Source organism: Xanthomonas sp. WHRI 6108 (genome assembly GCF_040202385.2).
In the GTDB taxonomy this organism is placed as follows: Bacteria; Pseudomonadota; Gammaproteobacteria; order Xanthomonadales; family Xanthomonadaceae; genus Xanthomonas; species Xanthomonas arboricola.
Genome location: NZ_CP168198.1, coordinates 1,317,204 through 1,343,831, shown reverse-complemented (window position 1 = coordinate 1,343,831; position 26,628 = coordinate 1,317,204). Strand labels below are relative to the sequence as shown.

Annotated in this window: 16 protein-coding genes and 1 riboswitch; of the genes, 6 read left to right on the top strand and 10 right to left on the bottom strand. The window is 66.1% G+C overall.

Going from position 1 to position 26,628, the window contains the following annotated elements:
• Nucleotides 1-13: 13 nt before the first annotated feature.
• Entirely contained in the window at nucleotides 14-1,267 is a 1,254-nt protein-coding gene (locus tag ABQ039_RS05800; protein ID WP_024939474.1) for a multidrug effflux MFS transporter, read from the bottom strand.
• Nucleotides 1,268-1,523: 256 nt separating this feature from the next.
• A riboswitch (glycine riboswitch) is annotated at nucleotides 1,524-1,638 on the top strand.
• A 98-nt stretch (nucleotides 1,639-1,736) separates the two neighbouring features.
• Here ABQ039_RS05800 and gcvP point away from each other — a divergent pair.
• The 4 genes from gcvP to ABQ039_RS05780 all read left to right on the top strand — a co-directional run bounded on the left by gcvP (nucleotide 1,737) and on the right by ABQ039_RS05780 (nucleotide 9,904).
• Entirely contained in the window at nucleotides 1,737-4,640 is a 2,904-nt protein-coding gene (gcvP, locus tag ABQ039_RS05795; protein ID WP_349778571.1) for an aminomethyl-transferring glycine dehydrogenase, read from the top strand.
• A 425-nt stretch (nucleotides 4,641-5,065) separates the two neighbouring features.
• Entirely contained in the window at nucleotides 5,066-6,715 is a 1,650-nt protein-coding gene (locus tag ABQ039_RS05790; RefSeq protein ID WP_349778570.1) for a carboxylesterase/lipase family protein, read from the top strand.
• A 21-nt stretch (nucleotides 6,716-6,736) separates the two neighbouring features.
• Nucleotides 6,737-7,591, top strand: coding sequence for an aldo/keto reductase (locus ABQ039_RS05785; RefSeq protein ID WP_349778569.1), 855 nt, complete (start codon nucleotides 6,737-6,739; stop codon nucleotides 7,589-7,591).
• A 204-nt stretch (nucleotides 7,592-7,795) separates the two neighbouring features.
• On the top strand, nucleotides 7,796-9,904 hold the full coding sequence (locus ABQ039_RS05780; protein WP_039528594.1) for a catalase: 2,109 nt from the start codon (nucleotides 7,796-7,798) through the stop codon (nucleotides 9,902-9,904).
• 831 nt (nucleotides 9,905-10,735) lie between these two features.
• Here the strand turns inward: ABQ039_RS05780 and ABQ039_RS05775 are convergent.
• A complete protein-coding gene (locus ABQ039_RS05775; protein ID WP_024939479.1) occupies nucleotides 10,736-11,461 on the bottom strand; it encodes an AraC family transcriptional regulator in 726 nt (241 codons plus the stop codon).
• 127 nt (nucleotides 11,462-11,588) lie between these two features.
• Nucleotides 11,589-12,059 (bottom strand): hypothetical protein, encoded by a 471-nt coding sequence (locus ABQ039_RS05770; protein WP_054590892.1) that lies wholly within the window; start codon nucleotides 12,057-12,059, stop codon nucleotides 11,589-11,591.
• Between the two features lie 321 nt (nucleotides 12,060-12,380).
• Here ABQ039_RS05770 and ABQ039_RS05765 point away from each other — a divergent pair, with 321 nt between their 5' ends.
• Nucleotides 12,381-12,785 (top strand): hypothetical protein, encoded by a 405-nt coding sequence (locus ABQ039_RS05765; RefSeq protein ID WP_349778568.1) that lies wholly within the window; start codon nucleotides 12,381-12,383, stop codon nucleotides 12,783-12,785.
• Between the two features lie 101 nt (nucleotides 12,786-12,886).
• On the opposite strand, the gene ABQ039_RS05760 is transcribed toward ABQ039_RS05765, so the two are convergent.
• The 7 genes from ABQ039_RS05760 to ABQ039_RS05730 form a co-directional block, all read right to left on the bottom strand.
• Nucleotides 12,887-15,007, bottom strand: a complete 2,121-nt coding sequence (locus ABQ039_RS05760; RefSeq protein ID WP_184455291.1) for a S9 family peptidase — start codon at nucleotides 15,005-15,007, stop codon at nucleotides 12,887-12,889.
• Nucleotides 15,008-15,173: 166 nt separating this feature from the next.
• Nucleotides 15,174-16,460: a carbohydrate porin gene (locus ABQ039_RS05755; RefSeq protein WP_184611107.1), complete on the bottom strand. Its 1,287-nt coding sequence runs from the start codon at nucleotides 16,458-16,460 to the stop codon at nucleotides 15,174-15,176.
• Nucleotides 16,461-16,697: 237 nt separating this feature from the next.
• Complete coding sequence (locus ABQ039_RS05750) at nucleotides 16,698-19,124, bottom strand: glucose/quinate/shikimate family membrane-bound PQQ-dependent dehydrogenase (protein WP_311548422.1); 2,427 nt, start codon at nucleotides 19,122-19,124, stop codon at nucleotides 16,698-16,700.
• A 302-nt stretch (nucleotides 19,125-19,426) separates the two neighbouring features.
• A complete protein-coding gene (locus ABQ039_RS05745) occupies nucleotides 19,427-20,275 on the bottom strand; it encodes a transporter (RefSeq protein ID WP_184611109.1) in 849 nt (282 codons plus the stop codon).
• An 824-nt stretch (nucleotides 20,276-21,099) separates the two neighbouring features.
• Nucleotides 21,100-23,070 (bottom strand): OPT family oligopeptide transporter, encoded by a 1,971-nt coding sequence (locus ABQ039_RS05740; RefSeq protein ID WP_054590889.1) that lies wholly within the window; start codon nucleotides 23,068-23,070, stop codon nucleotides 21,100-21,102.
• 609 nt (nucleotides 23,071-23,679) lie between these two features.
• Entirely contained in the window at nucleotides 23,680-24,498 is an 819-nt protein-coding gene (locus ABQ039_RS05735; protein ID WP_104560795.1) for an HDOD domain-containing protein, read from the bottom strand.
• Between the two features lie 211 nt (nucleotides 24,499-24,709).
• Complete coding sequence (locus ABQ039_RS05730; RefSeq protein WP_349778574.1) at nucleotides 24,710-26,302, bottom strand: S9 family peptidase; 1,593 nt, start codon at nucleotides 26,300-26,302, stop codon at nucleotides 24,710-24,712.
• 82 nt (nucleotides 26,303-26,384) lie between these two features.
• On the opposite strand from ABQ039_RS05730, the gene ABQ039_RS05725 reads away from it, so the two are divergent.
• A complete protein-coding gene (locus ABQ039_RS05725) occupies nucleotides 26,385-26,588 on the top strand; it encodes a hypothetical protein (protein WP_080715734.1) in 204 nt (67 codons plus the stop codon).
• Nucleotides 26,589-26,628: the final 40 nt, after the last annotated feature.

Genomic DNA, 26,628 nt, shown 5'->3' with positions numbered 1-26,628 from the left:
GGCTCCTGTGAGGTCAGAGATGGTCGGCCGGCTCCAGAGGCACTGCCTCCTCGGCCTGGCGGCGGCGCAGACGGCGGCCGCTGCGGCGTTCCCAACGCCAGAATAGCCAGCCCAGCAGGAAAAAACCGGTCATGCCGATCGCCAGATGGCGCGGGTGTTCACTCAGCAGCGGCGACAGCACCCCGGCCACCAGCGTATTGGTCATCAGCTGGGTGAAGGCCTGCAGCGAGGAGGCCAGGCCGCGCTGGTGCGGGTACATGTCCAGCACGGCCAGCGCCAGGATCGGGAAGATCAGCGCCATGCCCACGCCAGCCAGGAAGATCGGCAGCACCGCCCAGGGCAGCGCGATCTGCGCCGCCGTCATGGTGTAGCCCAGGTTCGCCAACGCCGCCACGCCGCAGCAGATGAAGCCGATGCGGATCTGCCGCACCGGGTCCATGCTGCCGGCCATGCGCCCGGACAGGAACGAGCCCAGCGTCATGCCGCCGATGGTGGGAATGAACAGCCAGGCGAAGTCGCCCTCGCCCAGGTGCAGGTGGCGCATGATCAGCACCGGCGCCGAGGCGATGTACAAAAAGATGCCGGCGAAGTTGAACGCACCGGCCGCCGCCAGCCGCTGAAAACGCGGGTTGAAGCCGATCCGCACGTAGTCGTGCATCAGGCGGCGCAGCTGCAGCGGCGTGCGCGCCTCCGGCGGGTGGGTCTCCGGCAGCCAGGTCAGCGTGGCCACCAGCAGCACCAGCCCGAACGCCACCAGGAACCAGAAGATCAGCGGCCAGCCGGCACCGCTGAGCAGGATCCAGCCGCCGATGATCGGCGCGATCGCCGGGGCGATGCCGAAGATCATCGACACCTGGCTCATCAGCCGTTGCGCGTCCGCCCCCTGGAACAGGTCGCGGATCACCGCCCGCCCGACGATCATGCCCACCCCGGCCGACAGCCCCTGCAGCGCGCGGAACGCCAGCAGGGTGGGCAGGTCCTGCGACAGCGCGCAGCCCACCGAGCCGGCGATGAACAGCACCAGCCCGCCCAGGATCACCCGCTTGCGGCCCCAGGCATCGGACAGCGGGCCGTGCGCGATGCTCATCAGCCCGTAGGCGAGCAGATAGACGCTGATGGTCTGCTGGATCGCCACCTCGTCCACCGCTAGGCTGCGGCTGAGCCGCGAGAACGCCGGGAAGATGGTGTCGATGGAAAACGGGCCGAACATCGCCAACCCGGCGAGCAGCAGCGCCATGCGACGGGTGGAAGGCGTGGTGGGGGTCATGCAGGGATCCGAAACGTGGTGCATCGGGGGGACGCACGCCGGCGCCGCCCTGGGGGCGGCGTCGGGATGAGCACAAGGGCGTTGATGATAGGCGCTGGCCGTTGCAAGGTTAAGCAAACCCGAGCGCATGGCCTGCCGCGTGCGCTCCGGCGCGTGCGCACGCAGGCTATAATCGGCCGGCAACACGGTGGGAGAAGCGGCACTGCCGCTGCCGAAGGCGCAACAGCCCGTAATCGCTCAGGCCCGATACCATCCGCAGTACAACTCTGGAGAGACCGGCCGATGCCGGCGCCGAAGGGGCACGGAACGCAGGCAGGCCCAGCGCCATGCCGCGTTCTTAAACTCTCAGGCAAAAGGACAGAGGGGCGCGAGGAAGACTGTCGCTGCGACAGGAGGTGATGCGCTGCGCGTGTCACGCCGGTCCGGTGGCCGTCGACCATTCGTCTGCCCCCTGCCCCGGATGCCCGCCATGTCCCAGACCACGTCTTCCTTGCGCGACCTCGAACACCACAGTGCGTTCGTCGAACGCCATATCGGCCCCAACGACGCAGAAATCGCACAGATGCTGGAGGTGGTTGGCCACGCCTCGCTGGATGCGATGACCGATGCGATCGTGCCCGGCAACATCAAGTCGCCAGCGGCGCTGGCGCTGCCCGAGGCGATCACCGAAGAAGAGGCGCTGGCCAAGATCCGCGCCATCGCCAGCAAGAACCAGGTGCAGCGCAGCTTTATCGGCCAGGGCTATTACGGCACCCATACGCCCAAGGTGATCCTGCGCAACATCCTGGAAAACCCGGCCTGGTACACCGCCTACACGCCCTACCAGGCCGAGATTTCGCAGGGCCGCATGGAAGCGCTGATCAACTTCCAGACCCTGTGCGCCGACCTCACCGGCATGCAGATCGCCAACGCCTCGCTGCTGGACGAAGCCACTGCCGCGGCCGAGGCGATGACGCTGGCCAAGCGTTCGGCCAAGTCGAAGTCGGACACCTTCTTCGTGCACGACGCGGTGCACCCGCAGACGCTGGAACTGCTGCGCACCCGCGCCGAGCCGCTGGGCATCGTGCTGCGCGTCGGCACGCCGGAAGAGGCCTTGCAGGCCGAGTGCTTCGGCGTGCTGCTGCAGTACCCGGACAGCTTCGGGCACATCGGCGATCACGCCGCACTGGCCGATGCGGTGCACGCACAGGGCGGCTTGGTCGCGGTGGCCACCGACCTGCTGGCGCTGACCCTGATCGCCGCACCCGGCGAATGGGGCGCCGATATCGTGGTCGGCAATTCGCAGCGCTTCGGCGTGCCGTTCGGCTTCGGCGGCCCGCATGCCGCGTTCATGGCCTGCCGCGATGCCTACAAGCGCTCGATGCCGGGCCGCCTGATCGGCGTGTCGATCGATGCCGCCGGCAACCCGGCCTACCGCCTCACCCTGCAGACGCGCGAGCAACATATCCGCCGCGAGAAGGCCACCTCCAACATCTGCACCGCGCAGGTGCTGCTGGCCGTGATGGCCTCGATGTACGCGGTCTACCACGGCCCCGAGGGCCTGACCCGCATCGCGCGGCGCACGCATCGCCTTGCCGCGATCCTGGCCGCCGCCCTGCGCGGCGCCGGTGTCACCGTGGGCGAGCAGTTCTTCGACACCCTGCACGTCAAGGCGATCGATGCCGACGCCATCCACGCCAAGGCCCGCGCCGCCGGCATCAACCTGCGCGCGATCGACAGCAAAGCGGTCGGCATCAGCCTGGATGAAACCAGCACGCGCGCCGATGTGGTCGCGCTGGCCGCGTTGTTCGGTGCGCAGGCGGATGTGGACGCGCTCGATGCCGCCACCGCCGACGCATTGCCGCACGGCCTGCGGCGCAGCAGCGCGTTCCTGACACACCCGGTGTTCAACACCCACCACAGCGAGCACGAACTGCTGCGCTACATGCGCTCGCTGGCCGACAAGGACCTGGCGATGGATCGCACCATGATCCCGCTGGGCAGCTGCACGATGAAGCTCAACGCCACTGCCGAAATGATCCCGGTGACCTGGCCCGAGTTCGGCGCGATCCATCCGCTGGCCCCGGCCGAGCAGTCGGCCGGCTACGCGCAGCTGATCGAGGAGCTGGAAGCGATGCTGGTCGAATGCACCGGCTACGACGCGGTCAGCCTGCAGCCCAACTCCGGCGCGCAGGGCGAGTACGCTGGCCTGCTGGCGATCCGTGCCTATCACCGCGCGCGCGGTGAAGCGCATCGCGACATCTGCCTGATTCCCGAATCCGCCCACGGCACCAACCCGGCCTCGGCGCAGATGTGCGGCATGACCGTGGTCGTGACCAAGTGCGATGCCAACGGTAATGTCGATGTCGACGACATCCGCGCCAAGGCGGAAAAGTACTCCGAGCGCCTGGCCGCGTTGATGATCACCTACCCGTCCACGCACGGCGTGTTCGAAGAGGACGTGGTGGCGATCTGCGAAGCCGTGCATGCGCATGGCGGCCAGGTCTACACCGACGGCGCCAACATGAATGCCCTGGTCGGCGTGGCCAAGCCCGGCAAGTGGGGCTCGGACGTGTCGCACCTGAACCTGCACAAGACCTTCTGCATTCCGCATGGCGGCGGCGGCCCGGGTGTGGGCCCGTGCGCGGTGAAGTCGCATCTGGCGCCATACCTGCCTCGTGCCGGCATCCATGGCGGCGGACTCAACTCCGAAAGCGGGAGTGGACACTCCTCGCGCATCGGCGGCATGGTCAGCGCGGCGGCCTACGGCTCGGCCTCGATCCTGCCGATCAGCTGGATGTACGTGACCATGATGGGTAGCGGCGGCCTGCGCAAGGCAACCCAGGTGGCCCTGCTCAATGCCAACTACATCGCCAAGCGCTTGGCGCCGCACTACAAGACGCTGTACACCGGCCGCAACGGCCTGGTGGCGCACGAGTGCATCCTCGACATCCGCCCGCTGGAAAAGACCAGCGGTATCGGTGCCGAAGATATCGCCAAGCGCCTGATCGACTTCGGCTTCCACGCGCCGACGCTGAGCTTCCCGGTCGCCGGCACCTTGATGGTGGAGCCGACCGAAAGCGAATCGCAGCACGAACTGGACCGCTTCATCGACGCGATGATCCAGATCCGCGAAGAGATCCGCGCCATCGAAGACGGCCGCCTGGACCGCGACGACAACCCGCTCAAGCACGCCCCGCACACCGCCACCCAGGTGTCGGCCAGCGAATGGACCCACGCCTACCCGCGCGAACTGGCCGCCTTCCCGCTGCCCAGCCTCAAGCAGCAGAAGTACTGGCCGCCGGTGGCGCGCGTGGACAACGTCTACGGCGACAAGAACGTGATGTGCGCCTGCATCCCGGTGGATGCGTACAAGGACGACGTGGAGGCGTAAGCGCCACCACCAGGTAAAAATGCGAAACCCAGCCGGTCACACGGCTGGGTTTTTTGTTGCCGTGCCGGGACAGGCAGGCGCTGCCGCCACCACAGGTTTTGCGTTTGTCACAGCCAGGGCGATAGCCGGCTCTTCATGGGCAGCGATGAAAGATTGCCCTCCGGCGCGTGCTGCGCTCATCGCACCGCACTCGACCAGGCGACAGCGATGCCATCTGCCCGTCGCAGGCGGATGCATCGACACTTCGTGCAGGACGACTGCGCGAGTAGGTACACATGCGCCGCAGGCAGCGATACCCGCTCACTCCCCAGCAACACGTGTACCCGGCCATCTCGTGCCGGAGCCCTACCAACCACACGTTTGCCTGCCCTACACGTGCGGTGGAGATGATGGCGGACGTCCTCACGCACACGGCAGACCTGCGCATGCTTCAGCTGAAACACTTCGGCATCCTCCTGCTGGTGGCCTGCACGCTGGCCGCGTGTGCGCCACGCCGCCCTGGCGAGGTGCCGGCGCTGGTGCACGCGGCCGATGCGCAGGCCGAGGTGGTGCAGACCGATGCCGGCGCAGTCCGCGGTGTTGCCGGCGCGCAGGGGCGGGTGTTCTTGGGCGTGCCGTTCGCCGCGCCGCCGGTGGGCGCATTGCGCTTTCGCGCGCCGCAAGCGGCGACAGCCTGGAAGGGAGTCCGCGATGCCACCCAGGCCGGCCCGGCGTGCCTGCCGCGTTATCGCTTCGGGCAGAAGCAGGTGTCCGAGGATTGCCTCACCCTCAACGTCTATGCGCCACCCGGCCCTGCGCCGGCGCATCCGCGCGCAGTGATGGTGTGGATCTACGGTGGCGCGCTGGAGCTGGGCAGCAATGTCGACTACGACCTGAGTGCATTGGCGGCGCGGCAGAACGTCATCGTGGTGGCGCCCAATTACCGGCTGGGGGTGTTCGGTTTCTTTGCGCATCCAGCGCTGCGTGGTGAAGGCGAAGGCGCATACGGATTGCTCGATCAACAGGCTGCGTTGCGTTGGGTCAGGCGCAACATCGCCGCCTTCGGCGGCGATGCGCACAACGTCACCGTCTTCGGCGAATCGGCCGGTGCCTGGAGCATCTGCTATCAACTGGCCGCACCGGGCGCGGCCGGCCTGTTCCAACGCGCAATCCTGCAGAGCGGCAGTTGCCTGGCCAGCGATTCCAGCCTGCCGCGTGCCGAAGCCGAGCGCGGCGGTGTGCGCATGGCGCAGACGCTTGGCTGCGAGCGCTCAGGCGATGTTGCCGCGTGCCTGCGCGCATTGCCTGCCGACAGCGTGGCCGACGCAAAACCGCAGCGACGTGGCCTGACCGGCAGCGATGCGTGGGCGCCGATGTCCGGCGGCGAGGTGTTGCCGTTGCCGCCCGCCAAGGCGATCGCCAACCTGCAACATGCGCAGGTGCCGGTGCTGATCGGCACCAACCGCAACGAAGGGCGGCTGTTTGCGCAGTTGCTGTCCTACATCGGCAAGCTCAACCTGCGCAGCGGTTATGAGGCACGCCTCAAGCGCATGCATGCCGACCCTAGCGCGATCATGGCGCGCTACGCGGACGTTGCCGCGCAATCGCGCTGGGATGCATTTGCCGACATCGTCACCGATGGCGGATTCGCCTGCCCGACACGTAGGCTGGGCCAGGCCTTGCACACCCGCGCGCCGGTGTATGCGTACGAATTCGACGACCCGCAGGCGCCTTACGGCCTGTTGCGCCTGCCGTTCTCGCAGCCGTTGGGTGCATATCACGCGTCCGAGCTGGTGTACCTGTTCCAGCGTCCGTGGGTACTCAGTGGCGCGCCGGCGTTCACGCCGGCGCAGCAGGCCTTCGCCAATACGCTGCAGGATTACTGGGGCGCGTTTGCGCGCACCGGCGATCCGAACGGGGCTGGCCGTCCGCAATGGCCGCGCTTCGATGGCGACACTCCGTTGACGCTGTCGCCCGGCAGGATCGGCGCAACGCCCGACTTCGCGCAACGGCATCGCTGCACGTTCTGGGATGCACAGGCAACGCTGACGCCACCGCACGCGATCGCAACGCCGGCACAGTCACCCTCGCATTGATCGCATCATCAGGAGCCACCCATGTCCGTTTCCACCTCATCCCCCTGCCCCACGGTGCGCCTGCGCAACGGACGCAGCGTGCCGGCACTCGGGCTCGGCTCGTGGAACCTGGGCCAGGGACGACACCCGCCGCAGCAGGAGATCGATGCGCTGCAGACAGGCCAGCAATTGGGCATGCGCCTGATCGACACCGCCGAGATGTATGGCAATGGACGGTCGGAGCAATTGATCGGCCAGGCCATGGACAGCGCGCAGCGGCCTTATCTGGTGTCGAAGGTGCTGCCGAGCAATGCCAGCGCGCGCGGCATCGCGCGTGCCTGCGAGGCCAGCCTGCAGCGGCTTGGCGTGCGCACGCTGGATCTGTATCTGCTGCACTGGCGCGGTGGCAGCGAGCTGCGCGAAGTGGTCGATGCCTTCGAGGCCTTGCGCGATGCCGGCAAGATCCGCGACTGGGGCGTATCGAATTTCGATGTGGAGGACATGCAGGACCTGTGGGAGATCGAGGGCGGGCAGCATTGCCTGGTCAATCAGGTGCTGTATCACGCCGGTAGCCGCGGCATCGAGTTCGACCTGCTGCCATGGTGTGCACAGCACGAGGTGACGGTGATGGCGTATTCGCCGCTTGGCAGCCGCGCATTGCTGGATCACCCGGCACTGCACGCGATCGGCGAGCGACGCGGCGTGGCCGCAACTGCGGTAGCGCTGGCATGGGCGATCCGCAGTGGCCAGGTCATTGCCATTCCCGAATCGGGAACGCCCGCGCATGTGCGCGCGAATGCAGCGGCGTGCACGCTGCAACTGGACGCGCAGGACCTTGCCGAACTGGACCGTGCGTTCCCGCCACCGACGCGCAAGCAGCCGCTGGACCTTCTGTAGTCGCTTGCAACGGTCGCGTTCGCTGCATGCGCTTGAGACAATGCATCGGTGTATTGCGTGACAGACGCATCAGGCTGCTGCGATCCAGCGCAAGCTTTTAGCTGCATGTGAGTATTCGTTCGCATGCAGACACGTGCACTTAACAGCGCCACTCCCAGGCTCAGTGGATCAGCCCGCATCTCAAGCCCGCCAGAGTGGAGTCCCATGCCCAAGTCCCCCAGCAAGTCCGCGCAACTTCCGTCCACCGCTGCTGTCAGCGCAACTCCCGAAACGTTGCGCGGCACGGGCGATGAATTGCATCAGAAGGCCGGCGGCACCCATCCGCAGCTGACCACCAACCAGGGCATTCCGGTTGGCGACAACCAGAACTCGCTGCGCGCAACGCCGCGCGGGCCGACGTTGCTGGAAGACTTCATCCTGCGCGAGAAGATCACCCACTTCGATCACGAGCGCATTCCCGAGCGCATCGTGCACGCACGCGGTAGCGCGGCGCATGGCTATTTCGAGCTGACCAAGTCGTTGAGCCAGTACACCACTGCCAAGATCTTCACGGAAGTCGGCGAAAAGACGCCGTTGTTCACGCGTTTTTCCACCGTCGCCGGTGGCGCCGGCTCGGTGGACACGCCGCGCGACGTGCGCGGGTTTGCGGTGAAGTTCTATACCAAGGAAGGCAACTGGGATCTGGTGGGCAACAACATCCCGGTGTTCTTCATCCAGGATTCGATGAAGTTCCCGGACCTGATCCACGCGGTGAAGATGGAGCCGGACCGCGGTTTCCCGCAGGCTGCCAGTGCGCACGACACCTTCTGGGACTTCATCTCGCTGAGCCCTGAATCGATGCACATGATCATGTGGGCGATGAGCGACCGCACCATTCCGCGCTCGCTGCGCATGATCGAAGGCTTCGGCATCCACAGCTTCCGTTTCCTCAATGAAAAGGGCGACAGCACCTTCGTCAAGTTCCATTGGCGCCCCAAGCTCGGCCTGCAGTCCACGATCTGGGACGAGGCGGTGAAGATTGCCGGCGCCGACCAGGACTTCCATCGTCGCGATCTGTTCGAATCGATCCAGAGCGGCGACTTCCCCGAGTGGGAGCTGGGCGTGCAGCTGTTCACCGAGGCGGAAGCCGATGCATTCCCGTTCGATCACCTGGATTCGACCAAGGTCATTCCGGAAGAACTGGTGCCGCTGCAGATCGTGGGCCGCATGGTGCTGGACCGCTGGCCGGACAACTTCTTCGCGGAGACCGAGCAGGTGGCGTACTGCCCGGCCAACATCGTGCCCGGCATCGACTTCAGCAACGATCCGCTGCTGCAGGGCCGCCTGTTCTCGTATCTGGATACGCAACTGAGCCGCCTGGGTGGACCGAACTTCCACCAGATCCCGGTCAACGCGCCCAAGTGCCCGTTCGCCAACAACCAGCGCGACGGCCATATGCAGATGGGCGTCCCCAAGGGCCGTGTCGCCTACGAACCCAGCTCGTTGCAGGCCGATGCACCGCGTGAGGCGCTGCGTGGATTCCCCAGCCATGCGACACCGGCCGAAGACGGCGCCAAGGGCCGCGTACGCGCAGCAAGTTTTGCCGATCACTACAGCCAGGCACGCATGTTCTTCCGCAGCCAGACCGCACCGGAACAGGCGCATATGGCATCGGCGCTGGTGTTCGAGTTGTCCAAGGTGGAGACCGCGCACGTGCGTGAAGCCATCGTCGGTCACCTGCGTCACATCGACCCGACGCTGGCACAGCGTGTGGCCGATGGCATGGGCATGACCACGTTGCCGCCGGCACCGCCGGCTGCGGTCGCACCGACCGACATGCCGCTGTCGCCCGCCTTGCAGCTGATCGGCAAGATGAAGGACACCTTGCAGGGCCGCACGGTCGGCATCCTGATTCACGACGGCTCCGATGCAGCGACGATCAAGGCGGTGCGCAAGGCTGCCGAAGCCGCCGGTGCCACGGTCAAGATCGTTGCGCCAAAACTGGGCGGCGCAAAGCTCAGCGACGGCAAGCAACTGGCTGCCGACGGTCAATTGGCTGGCACACCCTCGGTGGTGTTCGATGCGGTGGCGGTGGTGTTGTCGTCGGAAGCTGCCAAGGCGCTGACACGCGAATCGGCGGCTCTGGATTTTGTCAGCAATGCGTGGGCGCATCTGAAGGCAATCGCCTTCGACGATGGCGCGCAGCTGCTGCTGAAGGCCGGCAATGTCGGCAAGGACGCGGGTGTGATCGCGGCGGCAGATACCAAGGCATTCATCACTGCCGCCAAGACCCGCCAGTGGGCACGCGAACCGAAGGTGCGCATGTTGGCGTAACCGCATCCGCATGAGCTGCACAGGCTTGGGCGCGAACGACTTCTACGTCGTTCGCGCCCAAGTCGTTTTTATGCGGGTAGCAACTCATCTTCAGCAGTAGATCAACGCGTCCTGTGCAACGGCCGGCCTTCAGCCATTCTTTTGGCCGCGTCTACTAAACAATGCTGCGACTTGGAATCCTGGCTGTCTTTATGTCGTTGCGCGGTTGTGTCTTTGGGGTGTGGGCGCGCGCGACCAGGTCGGCAGTAGAGCGGCGGGCTGCGGTTTGGCTGCGAGGCCCTTGCCCGCCCACCGTCGCAGGACACGCCGCAAGTACGTCCCTGTAGGCTCTTACGCGGCATCCATGCCGCGTAAGGTCCCGCGACGGTGGGCGGGCAAGGACCAGTCGAGAGGGTCGGTGTGCACGTTTGCAAGCAAGAGCATGAGGTGCGCTGTGTGGATCACTCTGGGGCCAACTGGCTTCTCACCGCCTTCTCGTTGCAAGCGGAGTAGCCGACACGCTTTCAACACGTGACCTCTCAACCTTTCATCTGCCAGGCTGGGCAACAAGCTTTCAGGAAAACAGCCGACCAACTATCTGGTGCGGTGCCCTCGCCGCTTGCGGGACCGTGTGGCGGCATGGATGCCGCCACCGAGCCTCCATGGACGGATTCACGGCGTGTCCCGCAAGCGGTGAGGGCGCCGCACACTCGACGAACCAGGCTTTCGACTGCATCTACCAAACGAAACTGCAACCCCGAATCTCGATGGATTCACGCAGTTCCCCGCAAACATTACAGAGGAGCCGTGCTCGGCTAATTCAGCAGCTGAGCAGTCGTCTTGTCGGATGCGCTAAGCCGGTTCGGCAGGAAACTGCGCCGCGTTCGCCAGCGCGCGGTACTCGCGTGGCGTCATGCCGACCGCCAGCTTGAACTGCCGTGCGAAGGCGCTCTGATCGCTGAAACCGCAGGCATGCCCGATTTCGGTGAGGCTCTTGTTTCCGTGCAGCAGATGCATGGCCATCTGCAGGCGTAGCTTGGCCAGCACCTGTTGCGGGGTGAGTTGGAACACCTTGCGGAACGAGCGTTGCAGCTTGGACATCGAAAACCCGGTGATCTCCACCAGCGCCTGCATGCGCACGTTCTGCGCGTAGTTGGCGTTGAGGTACGCCAGCGCGAGCCGCAGTTTTTCGTACTGCGATTCGTGCCCGTCCTGCGGCCCCAGATCGCGCGAGATGCCGATGATGCCCTGCACCTTGCCGTCGACCAGCAGCGGACGTTTGCAGGTCAGGCACCAGCCCGGTTCGCGGTTGGCGAACAGATGCAGTTCCAGAAGGTTGTCGATCACTTCACCGGCCAGCACCTGCTCGTCCTGATTGGCGTAGTTGGCGCCCAGCCCGCTGGGATAGACCTCGGCAACGCGCTTGCCGATCAATTCCTTGCGCGATTTCAGGCCCAGGCGCCGCAGCATGGTCTGGTTGACGTGGGTATAGCGGCCCTCGCGATCCTTGACGAAGAACAGCACGTCCGGCACCGCATCGAACAACGCTTCCAGATCGGCAGGATCGATGCTCTTCATGGAGGTCATGCGGGACTGGACTCGGGATCAGGAAAGACGCAGCTGGCGCTGACGCGCGCCACCGATGCAGGCCGCAGCGCATGCAGCGCCATGATACGCCGCGCGCCCCAGACGCCGGCGCACTGGCTCAGCGCGGGTTGTCGGCCACCTTGGACGCGGCCGGCGCAGCCTTGCTGTCCACCGCCGCAGCGGTGGGGTTGCCGATGCGATCCAGCGGCACCTGCTGCGCGCGCCAGCCACTGACCACCGCCGCGCCGGACTGCGAGCCAACCTGCACCTGCAGGCGTGCACTGCCGCCGGGTGCGATGAACTCGACAGCGCAATCGCCGGCGGCCATGCAGCTGTCGGCGGCGAGCGGATCCACCAGCTGCCAGCCCTGCTCCATCACCGCCTGCGCAAACGCGCGGTAGCCCATGCCGGGCTTCAGCGTGGCCGGCAGTGGCACGCCCGGATCGCTGGCCACCGCATCGGTGCCAACCGCGGCAGTCGCAGACACGGGCGCGCGCGCAGGCACGGCGGCGGGCCGCGATGCGGCATTCAGGGCAGGACTACAGACGAGGGCGAGCGCCCACAATGAGGGGCGGAACAAGGTGCGCATGCAAACGGTCCTTGCGATCCTGGCAGGGAGTTGAGGAAGTTAAAGAATCGCTATTTTGACATGGCTTGCGTGTACTGCGGCACTGCTGGCTCACGCTGGCATTCAGCCAGATGCGGTGATCAGGCCATCTCGGTCCGCTACAAGCGGACTCATCCTGAAAAAGCGTAATCGAGTTCAATGCGCCACTTCCGAACATCGTCTGACGGGCGAAGCGCGATTGCGCAGACCTCGGGTCGAACGCCGGACCAACCCCGGCATGCCGGCAGAGTCGCCATCTCCGCAAGCGCGTTGCATCATTGCGGTTTGATCGTGGAGTACCCGATGTCCGACACCACCTCTCCCGCCTATGCGGTCGGCCAGCTCTGGCGCTGCCGTGGGCGCACCGCAACCGAGACCCCGCTGCTGCTGATCAACCAGATCGATGTGCATCCCCACGGCGGCCAGATCCTGCACGTGAGCATCAGCGACATCCAGGTACGTCACGCAGGATTGCCCGCTGGGATCCTGGACGCGCTGCCGCACATCCCGGTGATCGCGCAGACCCTGGAGCGCAGCGCTGCCGAACACGTCGGCACTGCCGCGCCCAATCAGGATTACCTGCCGGGTTATGCAGAATGGAAGGCCGCCTTCGATGCCGGCAATGCCGGCTCGTTCGGCATCGCGGTGGCGGAGATCCTGCAGATCGTCGAAGGCCAGTTGGCCAAACGCGATCAGCTGCCGAACTGAGCAAACCGAACCACCCTGCGACCCGCATCAAAGGCCGAGGTCTCACGCGTCATCGCCGCACCAACCGGCACGCCGCTCCAGGCGGCGTGCCGGTCGCGACCTCACTGGCCAATATGCTGCTTCAGCCAGCTGTTGACGGTGTCATGCCACAGCACGCTGTTGTCCGGCTTGAGTACCCAGTGATTCTCGTCCGGGAAGTACAGGAACTTGGAATCGATACCCTTGCGCTGCAGCGCGGTGAACGCGGCCAGGCCCTGCTCGACCGGGATGCGGAAATCCTGCTGGCCGTGGATGACCAGCATCGGCACCTTCCACTTGTCCACGTGCAGCACCGGGTTGAACTTCTCGTAGCCGGCCGGGTTCTGCCACGGCGTGCCGCCGTTTTCCCATTCGCTGAACCACAGTTCCTCGGTGGCGTAGCCCATGGTGCGGTTGTCGAACACGCCGTCGTGGTCGACCAGGCACTTCCACGGCTGATTCCAGTTGCCAGCCATCCAATAGACCATGTAGCCGCCATAGCTGGCACCCAGCGCGCAGGCCTTGTCGCCATTGAGGAAGCCGTACTGCTTCTGCGCGGCGGTCCAGCCCTTCTGCAGGTCTTCCAGCGGGCGGTCGCCCCAATGCTGGCTGATCGCATCGGTGAATTCCTGGCCGTAGCCGGTGGAGCCGTGGAAGTCGATCATCACCACCGCATAGCCCTGGCCGGCGTAGGTCTGCGGATTCCAGCGGTTGCTCCAGCCGTTGCCGAAGCTGCCCTGCGGCCCGCCGTGGATCAGGAATGCCACCGGGTAGGTCTTGCCTTCCTGGTAGTTGTACGGCTTGACCACGTAGCCGTGCACGGTGTCGTTGTTCCAGCCCTTGAACTGGAACTGCTCGTAATCGCCGAACTGCACCTCCGGCAGCAACTCGCCGGCGCTCTGGGTGATCGCACGCAGACCCTGGCCCTGCACATCGCTGACAAAGACCTGGTCGCCGCTCTTGAGCGAGTTGCGGGTGAACGCCAGCGTGTTGCCGGCCAGGGTCGGCGCATGCACGCTGCCCTCGCCCACCAGCTTGGTCGCCTGGCCGCTGGCGATGTCGATCTTGAACAACGGATGCTCGCCGAGGTCATCGGCGCTGGTGTAGAGGCTGGCGCCATCGGCGCTCAAGACGATCTCGCCGGCCGAGCGGTCCCACTTGGGGGCGATCTCGCGGCTCTTGCCGCTGGCCACGTCCATCGCCATCAGGCCGAAGCGGTCGGCTTCGAAACCGGGGCGTTTCATCGCGCGGTAGTACAGCGTCTTGCCGTCGCTGCTGAACACCGGGCCGGCATCCCAGGCCGGGTTGGACGCGGTCAGATTGACCGGCGCGGCCTTGCCGGCCGCATCCAGGCGGTACAGGTCGAAGTTGGTCTGCCACGGCTCGTCGTTGCCGGTGGGCTTGGCGCCGGCGCTTGCCTTCTTGCCGGTTTCCGGTCCATGCGGCTGCGGCACGCGCACGCTGGCCACCACACTGCCGCCGTCGGGCGACCAGGCGTAATCGTCGTTGCCGCCGAACGGCTTGGAGGGCGCATCGCCGGCCAGCGTGGCGCTGATCGCCGAGGCACCGGCCACGGCCTTGCCGCCGGCAGCCGGCAGGTCGGCGACGAACAAGGTGTTGCGTCGGCCATCGTTCCAGGTATCCCAATGCCGCACGAACAACTGGTCGTAGACCACGCCGCTGGCCTTGGCGCTCTTGAGGTTGGCGAGCTTGCTCTTGGTGCAACCCAGGTCCGAGCCGCAGTCCTGGAACACGCCGGCACTGAAGGCGATGCGCTTGCCGTCGGGCGAGAGCTTGTAGCTGTCCACATCCACCGCAAAGCCGGTCAACTGCTGCGGAGCGCCGCCGGCCAGCGGCTGCGCGTACAGCTGCTGCGTACCGGATTTACTGCTGAGGAAGTACACCGTCTTGCCGTCCGGCGACAGCGCCGGGCTGTTGACGTTCCAGCCGTCGGGAGTGAGCCGCCTGGGCGGCGCGGCATCGCGGGTACGCAGATTGCGCGTCCACAGGCCGGTGGCCGGCTTGCCGTTGCTGCTCTTGGCCTGCCGCTTGGCGAACACCAGCACGCTGCCGTCGGGGCTGAGCGTGGGCGAAGACACCCGGTCCAGCGCGACCATGTCGCGCACATCGAATCCGCGCGCAGCGGCAAGACTTGGCAAGGCGGTCAACAGACACAGGGGCAGCACGGCGTAACGAAGCTTCATCGAGAGTTCCTGCAACGGCAAAACGTCGATGGTAGGCGTTGCTGCGGCGCACGCGCAAAGGCACAAGGTCATGCGCGCGCCGCACGTGGCCGCCCTGCAAGGCGCCGAATGCGCACAGCGCGTGGTGCGCCGTGCGGCAACGGCGCGCCACGCTGTGGGCACGCACTCAGAACGTGAGTTTGGCCTGCAGCCCGACCACCACTGCGTTGCGCGTGTGGGTATAGGCGTAGGTCCCGGGGTTGACGATGTATTGCAGGTCCGGGCGCAACATCAGCCACGGCGTGATCTGCGCGCTGTAGGCGAGCTCGTAGAGCTCTTCGGCAGCGCTCAGCCCGACCAGTGGCGAATCGGCCGCCACGCCGGCATCGATCAGTTCTGCGCGGCGTGCATCGAGCAGCCGATGATTGATCCTGCCGGCCACATAGCCGAGTGCGATGCGGTCCTGCGTGCGCGTGCCGATGCCCTGGTACACCCCGCCAACCGAATACCACCGTGTCATCAGCGCACTGTCGTGATCGCTGGCCATGTACTGGGCGAATCCGGTCAGGCCGATGCCGGGGTCCGCTCCCGGGGTGAACAGTTTCTGTTCGACCAGCAGATAGGCGCCGTCGCGGCCGGTGCTGCGGCTGGTATCCAGCCCATGCCTGGGTACCGACGAGGAGTCGTAGTAGCCACCGAACTTGTACACGCCCGGGTAGCGTGCGGTGGCCGGCTTCCAGGTAAATTCGAGCGGGAAGATCGCACCGGTGGTGCCGCTGGCGAACGGCTCGAACGCGTAGGTGTCGCGGGCACCGAAGCCCAGATTCGGGTTGACCTGAAACCAGCCGGCATGCAGGTTGAGCTGCGGGGTCAGCTGCTGCGCGCCTTCGATGCCCCAGCGCGCGGCCGGATAGTTGTACCAGCCGCTATTGGCCGAAAACGCCAGCGGATGCGCGCAGAACGCAGCATTGACGAAGTTCACCAGCAACGTATGCGAGGCGAACTGGTTGCCCATCGCATAGAAGCCCAGTTTCAGATACGTCCTGCCCTGGTTGAAGCTGCGGTCGTAGCTGAACTCGCTCAGGCGGGTGTACTGGCCTCCGTACACTTCCTGGATGGGGAAGCGATTGCCGACCAGGTCGGCGGAGGTACTGCGGCCGCGGCGGTCGTTGATGGTGACGTGCAGGCTGCCACCGCCCCAGCCGGCGAGCTTGGCCATGTCCAGATCCACGCCCACCCGCAATTGCTGCGCATAGCGCGCGCTGGTGTTTTCGTAGCCGCCATCCACCACGCCAAACGTCTCGGACACGTAGTCGCCGCGGACGCTCACGCCTTGCTCGGCCCAGGCGGACCGGCGCCCACCCCAGTCGCCGGTCAGCGTGGTATCGCCCGCAGCGACTGCGGTGGCCGGCAGTGCCAGCAACAAGGCGTAGCCCAGCGCACTGCGGCGCGGGAGGAAAGACAGACGATGCATCGTGGTTCTCTGATCGGGGCAGCGTGCACGGCCAGCGGTGGCGATGCATGGCGGTGTGCCAAAGCGCCGCTGCGGTAACGGTAACGTTGGCCGGGATGTGCGAGACACCCGGCCGTCGGGTTGCAGCCAACAGCGGCTGACGCGAGTGCGCAGCGGTCAGCCGGGCACGCGCGAGGTTTGTCGGCCGCTCCATGACCACGCCGACGCAGCTGGCGACGTGGTCAAAAGTGGGCGGTGTCAGTGCGCGTCAGGCAAGCTGTAGGCGATCACGTCATCGCCCCGATCGGGCGACTGCCGCGCACCGCCGGCACTGATCACCACGTACTGCTTGCCGGTCTTGTGCGAGACGTAGGTCATCGGCCCGCCCTGACTGCCGACCGGCAAGCGGCCCTTCCAGAGTTCCTTGCCGGTGGCACTGTCGAACGCGCGCAGATAGTAGTCCTGGGTGCCGGCGATGAACACGAGCCCGCCCTGGGTGGACAGCGTGCCGCCCAGCGTCGGCATGCCGATCGGGATCGGCAGATGCATCTTGATGCCGAACGGGCCGGTGTCCTGCACCGTCCCCACCGGCACCTGCCAGGCGATGCTGCGCGTCTTGAGGTCGATCGCGCTGAGCGTGCCGTACGGCGGCGCCTGGCACGGGATACCCAGCGCCGACAGGAAGCGGTTCTTGTTGACCGCATACGGCGTGCCCTTCAGCGGCACGGCGCCCATGCCGGTATTGACGGCCTCGCCACCACCGGCCGCCTCGGCCTTGCGGGTGTCGGCGGGAATCATCTGCACCCACAAGCCCAGGCGCATGTCGTTGGCGAAGATGACGTCATGCACCGGGTCGGTCGACAGGCCTCCCCAGTTCATGCCGCCCAGCGAGCCGGGAAAACTCAGCGAGACATCGGTGCCCGGCGCGGTGTACAGGCCTTCATAACGCATCTGCTTGAACGCGATGCGGCACAGCATCTGGTCGATCGCAGTGGCGCCCCACATGTCCGATTCGGTCAGGTGCTTGGTGCCGATCTGCGGCATGCCGACCGACAGCGGCTGGGTCGGCGCGTACTGCTCGTGTGCAATATCCGAGCCTTTCACCGGTACTTCCCTGACCTCGGTCAGCGGCTTACCGGTGGCGCGGTCGAGCACGTAGATCTGCCCGGCCTTGGTGCCGATGACCACCGCCGGGGTGTGGCTACCGTCCGGGTTGGGGAAGTCGATCAGGCTGGGCTGCATCGGCAGGTCGAAATCCCACAGATCGTTGTGCACGGTCTGGTAGACCCACTTCTCCGCACCGGTGGTGGCATCCAGCGCCAGCACCGAGGCGCCGTAACGGTGATCGAGCGCGGTGCGCTCGGCGCCGTACAGATCGGTCGACGGCCCGCCCAGCGGCAGGAACACGGTGTTCATCGCCGCGTCGTAGGACATCGGTGCCCACACGTTCGGCGTGCTGCGCACATAGCTGCTGCCGGCGGCCGGCGCCTGGCGGTCGTGCGGATTGCCCGGGTCGAAGGCCCAGCGCTGCGCGCCGGTGACCACATCGAAACCGCGCACCACGCCACCAGGCATGTCGGTCTGCACGTTGTCGGCTACGCGTCCGCCCACCACTACGGTGGTGCCGGCCACCAGTGGCGGCGAGGTCAGCTGGTAGAACGGATCCGGCGCAGCGCCCAGGCCGGCCTTGAGATCGACCTGACCGTTGCTGCCGAAGCCCTGGCAGAACGCACCGGTGTCCGCATCCACCGCGATCAGGCGACCATCGATGGTGTTGGTGAACAGGCGGCGACGGCAGTTGGCGTCCTGCGCCACGGTTACCGCGGCGATCGGCGAGGGATTGGCCACGCTCGGCGTCGTCAACGCCGCGTCGGCGTCGAAGTAGCCCAGGCCACGGCAGCGCTGCCAGACCGACGAGGTCGCATTGATCTCGCGCCGCCACAGCTGCTTGCCGGTGCTGGCGTCGAGCGCAATCAGATTGTTGTGCGGTGTGCACAGGAACACCTTCTCGCCCACCTGCAGCGGGGTCAGCTGGTCTTCGGCACCGTTGCCGTCGCTGTTGGCGATCTCGCCGGTGTGGTAGGTCCAGGCGACCTGCAGCCGGTCGACGTTGCTGCGGTTGATCTGGTCCAGCGCAGCGAAGCGGCTGCCGCCATCGGTATTGCCGTAGGCGGACCAGTTCTGTTGCACGCTTCCAGGCGGCACCGCCGTCATGCCCGGCCCCGCGTTGCCTGCGACCGGCGGATGCGGCACGAACATGCCGCCGATCCCGGCCACTACCGCCAGCGCCAGCACCGTCGCCACACCATAGGCCGTGCGCCCGCTCGGCAACGCCCGGCTGCGCCGCAGCGCTGGCCAGGCCAGTGCCACCAGCACGGCGAACCCCGCAGGCAGCATCAGCCGCGAGACCAGCGGCCAGAACTCCAGCCCCGCATCCCACAGCGCCCACACCAGCGTCAGCGCGAAGGCGACGCCGTACACCAGCGCACCGGCCGGCCGACGCAGCACGATCAAGACCCCGGCCACGACGGTCGCCAGGCCCATCAGCAGGAAGTACCAGCTGCCGCCCAGGCTGGCCAACCTCGCGCCACCCAGCAGAAAGATCAGCCCCACCAGCGCGACCAGCATGCCCAGCACCAGCAGCAATGCCCGGCCCGGGACCGGCAACTTCGATTTCGTTTCCACGTTGCAACACCTCGATCAGGAGATTCCGCCCTGCACTGCGCCCGGCATTCCGATCTGGATGCTGCAAGGTGCCCGCACGGCGGCCAGTAGAGGCAGCATCACTGCCCACTTTCTGTCACTCCCCTCCCCGGCCCGCGTACCTCTGGCGAGACCGGCACCGGCATGCCCGGCAGACTGACGACATAGTGTCGCACCGCACCGGGCAGTTATTACATATCTGAAGCGGTTTCCTGCGGAACACTGCAGTCCGCACAGGCGCGGACCGCAGTGGCGTTTTGTGTGCGCAGCGCGCGCTGCGCGCGTCAGAAGCGGTGCGACATGCCCACATACACCTGCGCGTCCGGGGTGCGGTCGTTGAGGCCGAAATTGGCGCCTACATCCAGCTGCAGCAGCGGATTGAGCAGATACGCAGCGGCGATGTCGGCCGAATACTGCTCGATGGTCTGCGCCGGATCGCGGTTGATCGAGGACCACACTTCCACCGCCATCGACAACTTCGAGGTGAGCGGATGCGCCAGATTGATCGCGTTGATCAGCGCAACATGCTTGCCGCTGCCATCGCTGTCGGCCAACCAATCCACCTCGGGCCCGAAGGTCAGCGAGAAGCTGTTGGGCAGCGCGAAATTGATCGGCAATGCGACGCCGCCTTCCCACTCGTCGTTGCCCAGACCGGTGCGCGCGGTCGGCGCCTTGACGAACGGCAGCACCGCGACGGTGGCGGTGTCGCTTTCGTAGAAACGCGCCTTCATGCGCAGATAGATGTCGCCGCCGCCGCTCAGGCTGCTGCGCGCACCGGTGGCGCGGTCGGTGGTCTTGACCTGCAGCTGCGGCGCCCAGTTGAGCTGCAGATCGATGCGGTCGCTGACGCCGTACTTGAGCGTGGGGTTGGTGAACACCAAGGTTTCGACGCGCGTGCCGGGCTGGCTGTCGCGCGTGTAGCTGCCGATGTCGGTTTCCAGCTGCCAGGCGCCGGTAGGCACGGTACAGGTGGAATTGGCCTTGGTCGGGCGATCGGTACACAGCGCCGCGTCGGTGGCCTCCTGTGCCTGCACCTGCAGCGCAAGGCTGCACAGCACACCGGCCAGGGCGATACTCAACACGGGGGCACGGCGTGCGCGGGTGGAACGGTGGGAGATAGCAGCAGTCAGCATTGCAGTGGTTTCCATGGCAAGACGCTGGCCAGATCGCGTGAACGGCCAGCAGTGGGAGGGGGAATGCGCGTGGATGTCGAACGACTGCATGGCCGCTGGAGGGCGGCGTGTTGCCAATCGATCTTATAGGCGTCGGCAGGTCCGAAAACGCTGTCGGTGACAAAAGCGGCCTCAACAGTGTGCGGATGTCGCACAGCGTGATGTGAGTCGCTTTTCCACACCCATCATTTATGGGGGTCAGGCGGTGCGATGAGCTGCGCCGTGGCGCGTCACCGGGATCGATCGAGGCATGCGGTCGCCGTGGTGCACCATCGGTGCGGGAGACGGCACGATACGGAGCAGCCGCATAAAGTCGCTATGCACGAGGCCTGGGTGGGGCGTAAAGCCGGCGCAAAGGCGCTGCGGTGGTGCAGACGCGATGGCCTGAGCGTTGTGCGTGCATTGCGCGATCGGCAAACGCTTGATGCGTTGGCGCGGTGCAGCTGCGCTCGTCGTGTCAGCTGATTGACCAGATGCGCCAACGACGTTGCCCTGCACCGGCAATGCAGGTCCGCTCACGGTGGCAATGCACGAGCATGCAGGAATGTTTGAACTGGATGTGCCGCTGTGCGGTCACGGCATCGATTCGGTGCACCATGCCTTGCCGGCATGCTGCTGCACTTGCGCGTTCGGCAGCAGGGCCGCATTCGAACCGCGTCTGCGGCAAGGCAATCAGAACTGCGGCAATCCGGTTTCAATGCCACAACGAAAAACGGACACGCATCCAGCGATGCGTGTCCGTCGAGAGGCAGCGCGCGGGCGCATGCCTTGGTGAAGCGTCACCCTCAGGCGGTCTGTTCGCCGCGCTTGCCGACGCGGTACAGCAGCCAGCCGACCAGGGCGAGAATCGCCAGGCCGAACCATTGGTTGAGCTGCAGGCCGGCCGGCAACGCCAGCACATCGGCGCGGCTGGACAGCACGATCGGCACCGCGATGGCGATCCCCATCAACGCCTCGCCGGTGATCAGGCCGGCGGCGAACAGCACGCCCGGGCGATGCACACGGTCGCGGCCATCTTCGTCGTCGGCGCGGATCTTGTGGAAGCGCTCCACCAGGTGCGCGATCAGGCCGCCGAGGAAGATCGGCACCATCAGCTCCAGCGGCAGGTAGATACCGATCGCCGCCGCCAGCACCGGCACACGGAAGCGCTTGCCGGTCTTCTTCAGCCATTCGTCCAGCGCGATGATCGCCGCGCCCACTGCGGCACCGATGGCAATCATCGACCACGGCAGCTGCCCGCCGAACAGGCCCTTGGCGACCGAGGCCATCAGCGTGGCCTGCGGTGCAGCGAGCGAGTTGGGGTGCTGCGGCGTGGCCGGGCCAATGCCGTAGGCCTGCGCCAGCAGGTTCAACACCGGCGCCATGATCAGTGCGCAGGAAAACGCGCCGATGCCCAGCATCAGTTGCTGCTTCCATGGCGTGGCGCCGACCAGATAGCCGGCCTTGAGATCCTGCAGGTTGTCGCCGCCCACCGCTGCCGCGCAACACACCACCGCGCCGATCATGATCGCCGCCACCGCACCCAACGGCGCCGCGCCGATGCCGACCGGCACCAGACCATCCTTGCCGAGCAACAGCACCAGCACCGCCGAGGCGAACAGGATGGTGGAAATGGTGATTCCCGAGACCGGGTTGTTGGACGAACCGATCAGGCCGGCCAGATAGCCGGACACCGACACGAACAGAAAGCCGGCCACGATCATGATGATGGTCATCGGGATCGACACGTGCCACTGCTGCACGATCGCCTGGTACAGGCCCAGCAGCGGCAAGGTGCACAGCACCAGCGCCGCCAGCATCCACTTCATCGGCAGGTCGCGCTCGGTCTCGGCGACCACACCGCCACCGCTCTTGCGCGCGGCGGCAAAGCCGCTCTTGACGCCGGACAACAGCGACTTGCGCAGCGAGAACAGCGTCCATACGCCGCCGATCAGCATCGCGCCGACACCCAGGTAACGGATCTTCGCGCCCCAGATGCCGAATGCCGCGTCGGCCGCCGGCGCGCCGACCAGGCTCTGCGCCAGGGCCGGGTCGCTGCCCATGAAGAACTGCTGATACAGCGGAATGGCGATATGCCAGGACAGGATCGACCCGGACAGCACCACGATGCCGACATTCAGGCCGACGATGTAGCCCACGCCCAGCAGCGCCGGCGACAGGTTGGTGCCCAGATAGCCGACCAGCCGGCTGCTGCCCAGGTAGGTGGCCTGCGCCCAGGTGTCCGGGATCACCCGCAGGCCGCTGGCCGCACCCAGCTTGACCAGCGCGCCGATCGCACCGGACATCGCCAGGATCTTCAGGCCCGGGCCGGGGTTTTCACCGGCCTTGAGCACCTCGGCCGCCGCCTTGCCTTCGGGGAACGGCAGCGGGTCTTCGACGATCATCGAGCGCCGCAACGGCACCGAGAACAGCACCCCGAGCAAGCCGCCCATACCGGCGATGCCGAGCACCCACCAGTATTTGAAGTCAGGCCAATAGCCCATGATCACCAACGCGGGGATGGTGAAGATCACCCCGGCGGCGATCGATGAACCAGCCGAGGCACCGGTCTGGACGATGTTGTTTTCCAGAATGGTGCCGCCGCCGAGCAGGCGCAGCACGCCCATCGAGACGACCGCAGCCGGAATGGCGGTGGCGATGGTCAGGCCCGCAAACAGGCCGAGATAGGCGTTGGCGGCCGAAAGCACCACCGCCAGCACGATGGCCAGCACGACGGCGCGGAAGGTGAGCTGGCGCGGCTGCGCGTCATGGCTCATGGGCAGTTCCCCTGTGGCAAAAAATCCGGACCACGCTAGCGCCTACACGGGGTTCCGTCCAGCTGCGCCGCGGTGTGACACTGTGCCTGCTGTGGCGGCTGGAATGCCCGGGGATGTGGCGACGGGGACAACCGGCGTGTACCAGCGTGTGCCGGCGACTGCATCGCGCATGCGGATTGCAAGCGCATAGGTCGCACGGTGTGGAGGTGGCGGACACTGCTGCATGGCATGCAGACCAGCGGCATACGGCGTCAGGGTGCGGCGATGCGGTCTTCCGGCTCGTCGACCGACGGAGGCGCCATGAGCGACGCGCGCCATGGCCGATAGGTGACAACGAGCGATGGACTCGTCATCACGCCCATCGCTCGTACCGGCGGTCGCCTGCCGCCCGTGCTGGCGGGACAATGCGCTGATGAGGGGTCGCGGATGAGGCCGCGCGCCCGTAAGGGCCGACTGGTCTGCTGCTGCAGCGGCGGGCACGCGTTGCCGTATATCGCTGTCGTCGTGATTGCTGGGCGTTGCCGTTTTTCCTGCACGTCAGGGATCTGCTGCCCGCGATGGTGCGTCAGCGGCTGCGCCGACGCTGGCGACGTCAGCGCGGCTGTCCGATCAATGCAGCAGTTCGGCAAACGCGCGGTCGGCCTCGATCACGTCCGGCAACGCGGCGAACAAGGCATCCAGATCCACGGTGTCCATCAACGGACCGCGCACCGCCTCCAACGCCGCCGGCGTGGCGCCACCATGTGCACGCAGCGCGTCGGACACCTGCACCGCCTGGGCCACCAGCAGCGGCATCCGCGCACCTTCCGGGGCAGCGGCCGGGCGGACCTGATAGGCGATCGCTTCCTGGATGACGACAGGCAGCTGCCAGCGACGCACCAGCTCGGCGCCGACTTCCGGGTAGCCAAAGCCCAGCTGCAGGGTTTCTTCGGCGGCATGGCCGGCCGATGAGCTGTCGTGATTGATGCGGCTGGCGTAATCCGGCGCGCCGGACTGGATCAGCAGCTCGCCGATGTTGTGCATCATGCCGCAGGTAAACGCGGTTTCCGGATCCACGCCGTGCTGGCGCGCCAGCAGACGGCAGATGCCGGCCACCTCGAAACTGTGCCGCCAGAACGCCTTCAGATCGAAGCCCGGGCCGGCGCGGAACGCACCCGTCATCGCCGAGGCCAGCACCAGGGTGCGCAGCGTGTTGAAGCCCAGCCGCATGGCCGCGTCTTCCACGCTGGTGGAGTCGCGCAGGCCGTGGAAGCGCGCCGAATTGGCAAGCCGCAGCACCTTGGCGGCGATCACCGGATCGCGCTCGATGGTGTGCGCCAGCACATCGATGTTGGTTGCCGGATCGTCGAACCGGGCAATCAGGTCCTGCGCCACCTCGGGTACGGTGGGCAAGGTGTGCAACTGGTCGAACAACGCCTCCAACTTCATGATCGCCTCGTGGATGAAAGGTAAGCCAGCGCGGCCGCGCCGGAGTGCATGGTGTAGCACAGACCGGCCGGATGACGCTGCCCCGTCACGGCCGCTATTCACCCGCGCTTTTGCGTCATCGCCTTGCGGCGGGCTGCCCCGCCGGTCGCGTAGCGACGGCCATCATGGATGGCGCGGTCGACAAGATCCGGATATGCGTGCGTTGACGCGGTCAGTTCGCTTTGGCACCACCCAGCGACTTGGCCAGAAACGCCAGCAACTGCGTATAGAACGCACGCCGATGCGGCTCGGTATAGAACCCGTGGCCTTCGGTGTCGTAGTACAAGGTCTCCACCGGCGTTCCGGCCTGGCGCAATGCCGCCTCCATGCGCTTGCTGTGCTGGATCGGCGCGCGCTCGTCTTCGCCACCGGCCGCCAGGAACACCGGAACCTTGATCTGCTTGGCCAGATGGACCGGCGAGCGTGCGGCCAGGGTTGCCGGATCGCCCAGCCATTGTTTCAGATAGTTTTCGCCTGAGCCGCGCTTCTGGATGTCGCCGCTGGTGAACATCATCGGCAGGTCGTAGACGCCGACATAGCCGGCCGCGCAGGCATACAACCCAGGTTCCTTGGCTGCCCCCATCAGGGCTGCATACGCACCATAACTTGCACCAAAGATGCAGATCTTGCGCGCATCTGCATAGCCCTGCGTCACCGCCCAGCGCGTGGCGTCGGTGACGTCGTCCTGCATGGTGCCGCCCCACTGGCGCGCGCCGGCATGCTGGAAAGCGCGGCCGTAATTGCCGGAACCACGGAAATTGATCTGCAGCACCGCGTAGCCGGCCTGCGCCAGCAACTGCGCGTCGTCGTCGAACTGCCAGCTGTCGAATATTTCGAATGGGCCGCCATGCGGCATCACCACCATCGGCAGGTTGTTCGCCGCGCCGGTGCGCGGCAACGTGAGGTAGCCATGCAACGGCACGCCATCGCGTGCCTGCAGCGCGATGGGCTGCACGGTCGCGGTGCGCTCGGGATCGAACCAGTCGCGCCGGCTGATCACGTGCTGGGCTTTTTTCTCCTGCGTGTCGAACACATAGAAATCGCCGGGATTGCTGCCCGAATCGACCTGCAACATGACGTAGCGGCCATCGCTGGTACTGGAGGTGATACGCACGGCGTTGCCGGCGAAGGCGGCCTCCAGGCTGTGATACATCCGCGCCTCGGGGCCCTGCTCGTCGAAAAAGCGGCTGCGCGGACGGTCAGCCATGAAAATGGCACCCACCGGGATCGTGGTGCCGTTGCGATAGATGACGCCCAGGGGATCGGCCACTGCGTCACGCAGCACCTGTTCACGGCGATTGGCCTGGATGTCCCAAGCCACGATCGCATCGGGGCCATCGGCAGCCTGCACGCGCAGGTAGGCAATGCGCTCGTCCTGCGAAAAGCCCAGTGGGGTTTCGATGCGGCCGCTGGCCTGTTCGTCGTTGAGCAGCGTCCACTCGGTTCCACCACCAACGCGGTAATACAGCTTGCTGACATTGTCCGAGCCTGCGCCCTGCGCAAAACGCACCTCGCCATGGTGGTCGGTGGTGAAGCTGGCGCGCTGAATCGGGGCACGCGCCAGCGGAAGGCGCCGACCTGTGTTGACGTCGAGCTTTTCTGCGCGCGTGTACGGGTCCTGCCCTGACAACGGCCAGATGCCGACGACCACGTTGCGATCGTCGTCGGGCAAGGTATCGGTGAGGAATGCGGCAACTGCTTCGGTTTTCTTGACCTTGATATTGGTGCCAAGCCCGGTGCCTCGAGCACGATAGCCCACCAGCAACTCGACACCAGTGCCATCGGCATTGATGGCATACAGCTCGCCGGTCGGCAACGGCTTGTCGAGCAGACCGTATTTCTGTGCGATGGAGATCAACACACGCGTCTCGCTGACCCAGGCAAAGTCGCTCACATACGTGTTCTTCTCCAGCACAAAGGTCGCGCCCATGCTGTTGTCCGAACGCCGCACGATCGCCAGGGCGGTCTTGTCTTCCATCGGTACGGTAGCGGCGAAAAACGCGCCGCTGGGCGATAGCTTGATATCGGCAAACTTGTCTTTTTTGATATAGGCGCCAACATCCACCTGCGCTGCGGCATTGCCGGCAGCCA

Excerpts from the sequence above, each read along its gene's own strand:
- ABQ039_RS05800 (WP_024939474.1), bottom strand. The coding sequence starts at position 1,267 with ATGACCCCCACCACGCCTTCCACCCGTCGCATGGCGCTGCTGCTCGCC.
- gcvP (WP_349778571.1), top strand. The coding sequence starts at position 1,737 with ATGTCCCAGACCACGTCTTCCTTGCGCGACCTCGAACACCACAGTGCG.
- ABQ039_RS05790 (WP_349778570.1), top strand. The coding sequence starts at position 5,066 with ATGCTTCAGCTGAAACACTTCGGCATCCTCCTGCTGGTGGCCTGCACG.
- ABQ039_RS05785 (WP_349778569.1), top strand. The coding sequence starts at position 6,737 with ATGTCCGTTTCCACCTCATCCCCCTGCCCCACGGTGCGCCTGCGCAAC.
- ABQ039_RS05780 (WP_039528594.1), top strand. The coding sequence starts at position 7,796 with ATGCCCAAGTCCCCCAGCAAGTCCGCGCAACTTCCGTCCACCGCTGCT.
- ABQ039_RS05775 (WP_024939479.1), bottom strand. The coding sequence starts at position 11,461 with ATGAAGAGCATCGATCCTGCCGATCTGGAAGCGTTGTTCGATGCGGTG.
- ABQ039_RS05770 (WP_054590892.1), bottom strand. The coding sequence starts at position 12,059 with ATGCGCACCTTGTTCCGCCCCTCATTGTGGGCGCTCGCCCTCGTCTGT.
- ABQ039_RS05765 (WP_349778568.1), top strand. The coding sequence starts at position 12,381 with ATGTCCGACACCACCTCTCCCGCCTATGCGGTCGGCCAGCTCTGGCGC.
- ABQ039_RS05760 (WP_184455291.1), bottom strand. The coding sequence starts at position 15,007 with ATGAAGCTTCGTTACGCCGTGCTGCCCCTGTGTCTGTTGACCGCCTTG.
- ABQ039_RS05755 (WP_184611107.1), bottom strand. The coding sequence starts at position 16,460 with ATGCATCGTCTGTCTTTCCTCCCGCGCCGCAGTGCGCTGGGCTACGCC.
- ABQ039_RS05745 (WP_184611109.1), bottom strand. The coding sequence starts at position 20,275 with ATGCTGACTGCTGCTATCTCCCACCGTTCCACCCGCGCACGCCGTGCC.
- ABQ039_RS05740 (WP_054590889.1), bottom strand. The coding sequence starts at position 23,070 with ATGAGCCATGACGCGCAGCCGCGCCAGCTCACCTTCCGCGCCGTCGTG.
- ABQ039_RS05735 (WP_104560795.1), bottom strand. The coding sequence starts at position 24,498 with ATGAAGTTGGAGGCGTTGTTCGACCAGTTGCACACCTTGCCCACCGTA.
- ABQ039_RS05725 (WP_080715734.1), top strand. The coding sequence starts at position 26,385 with ATGGAGATCAACACACGCGTCTCGCTGACCCAGGCAAAGTCGCTCACA.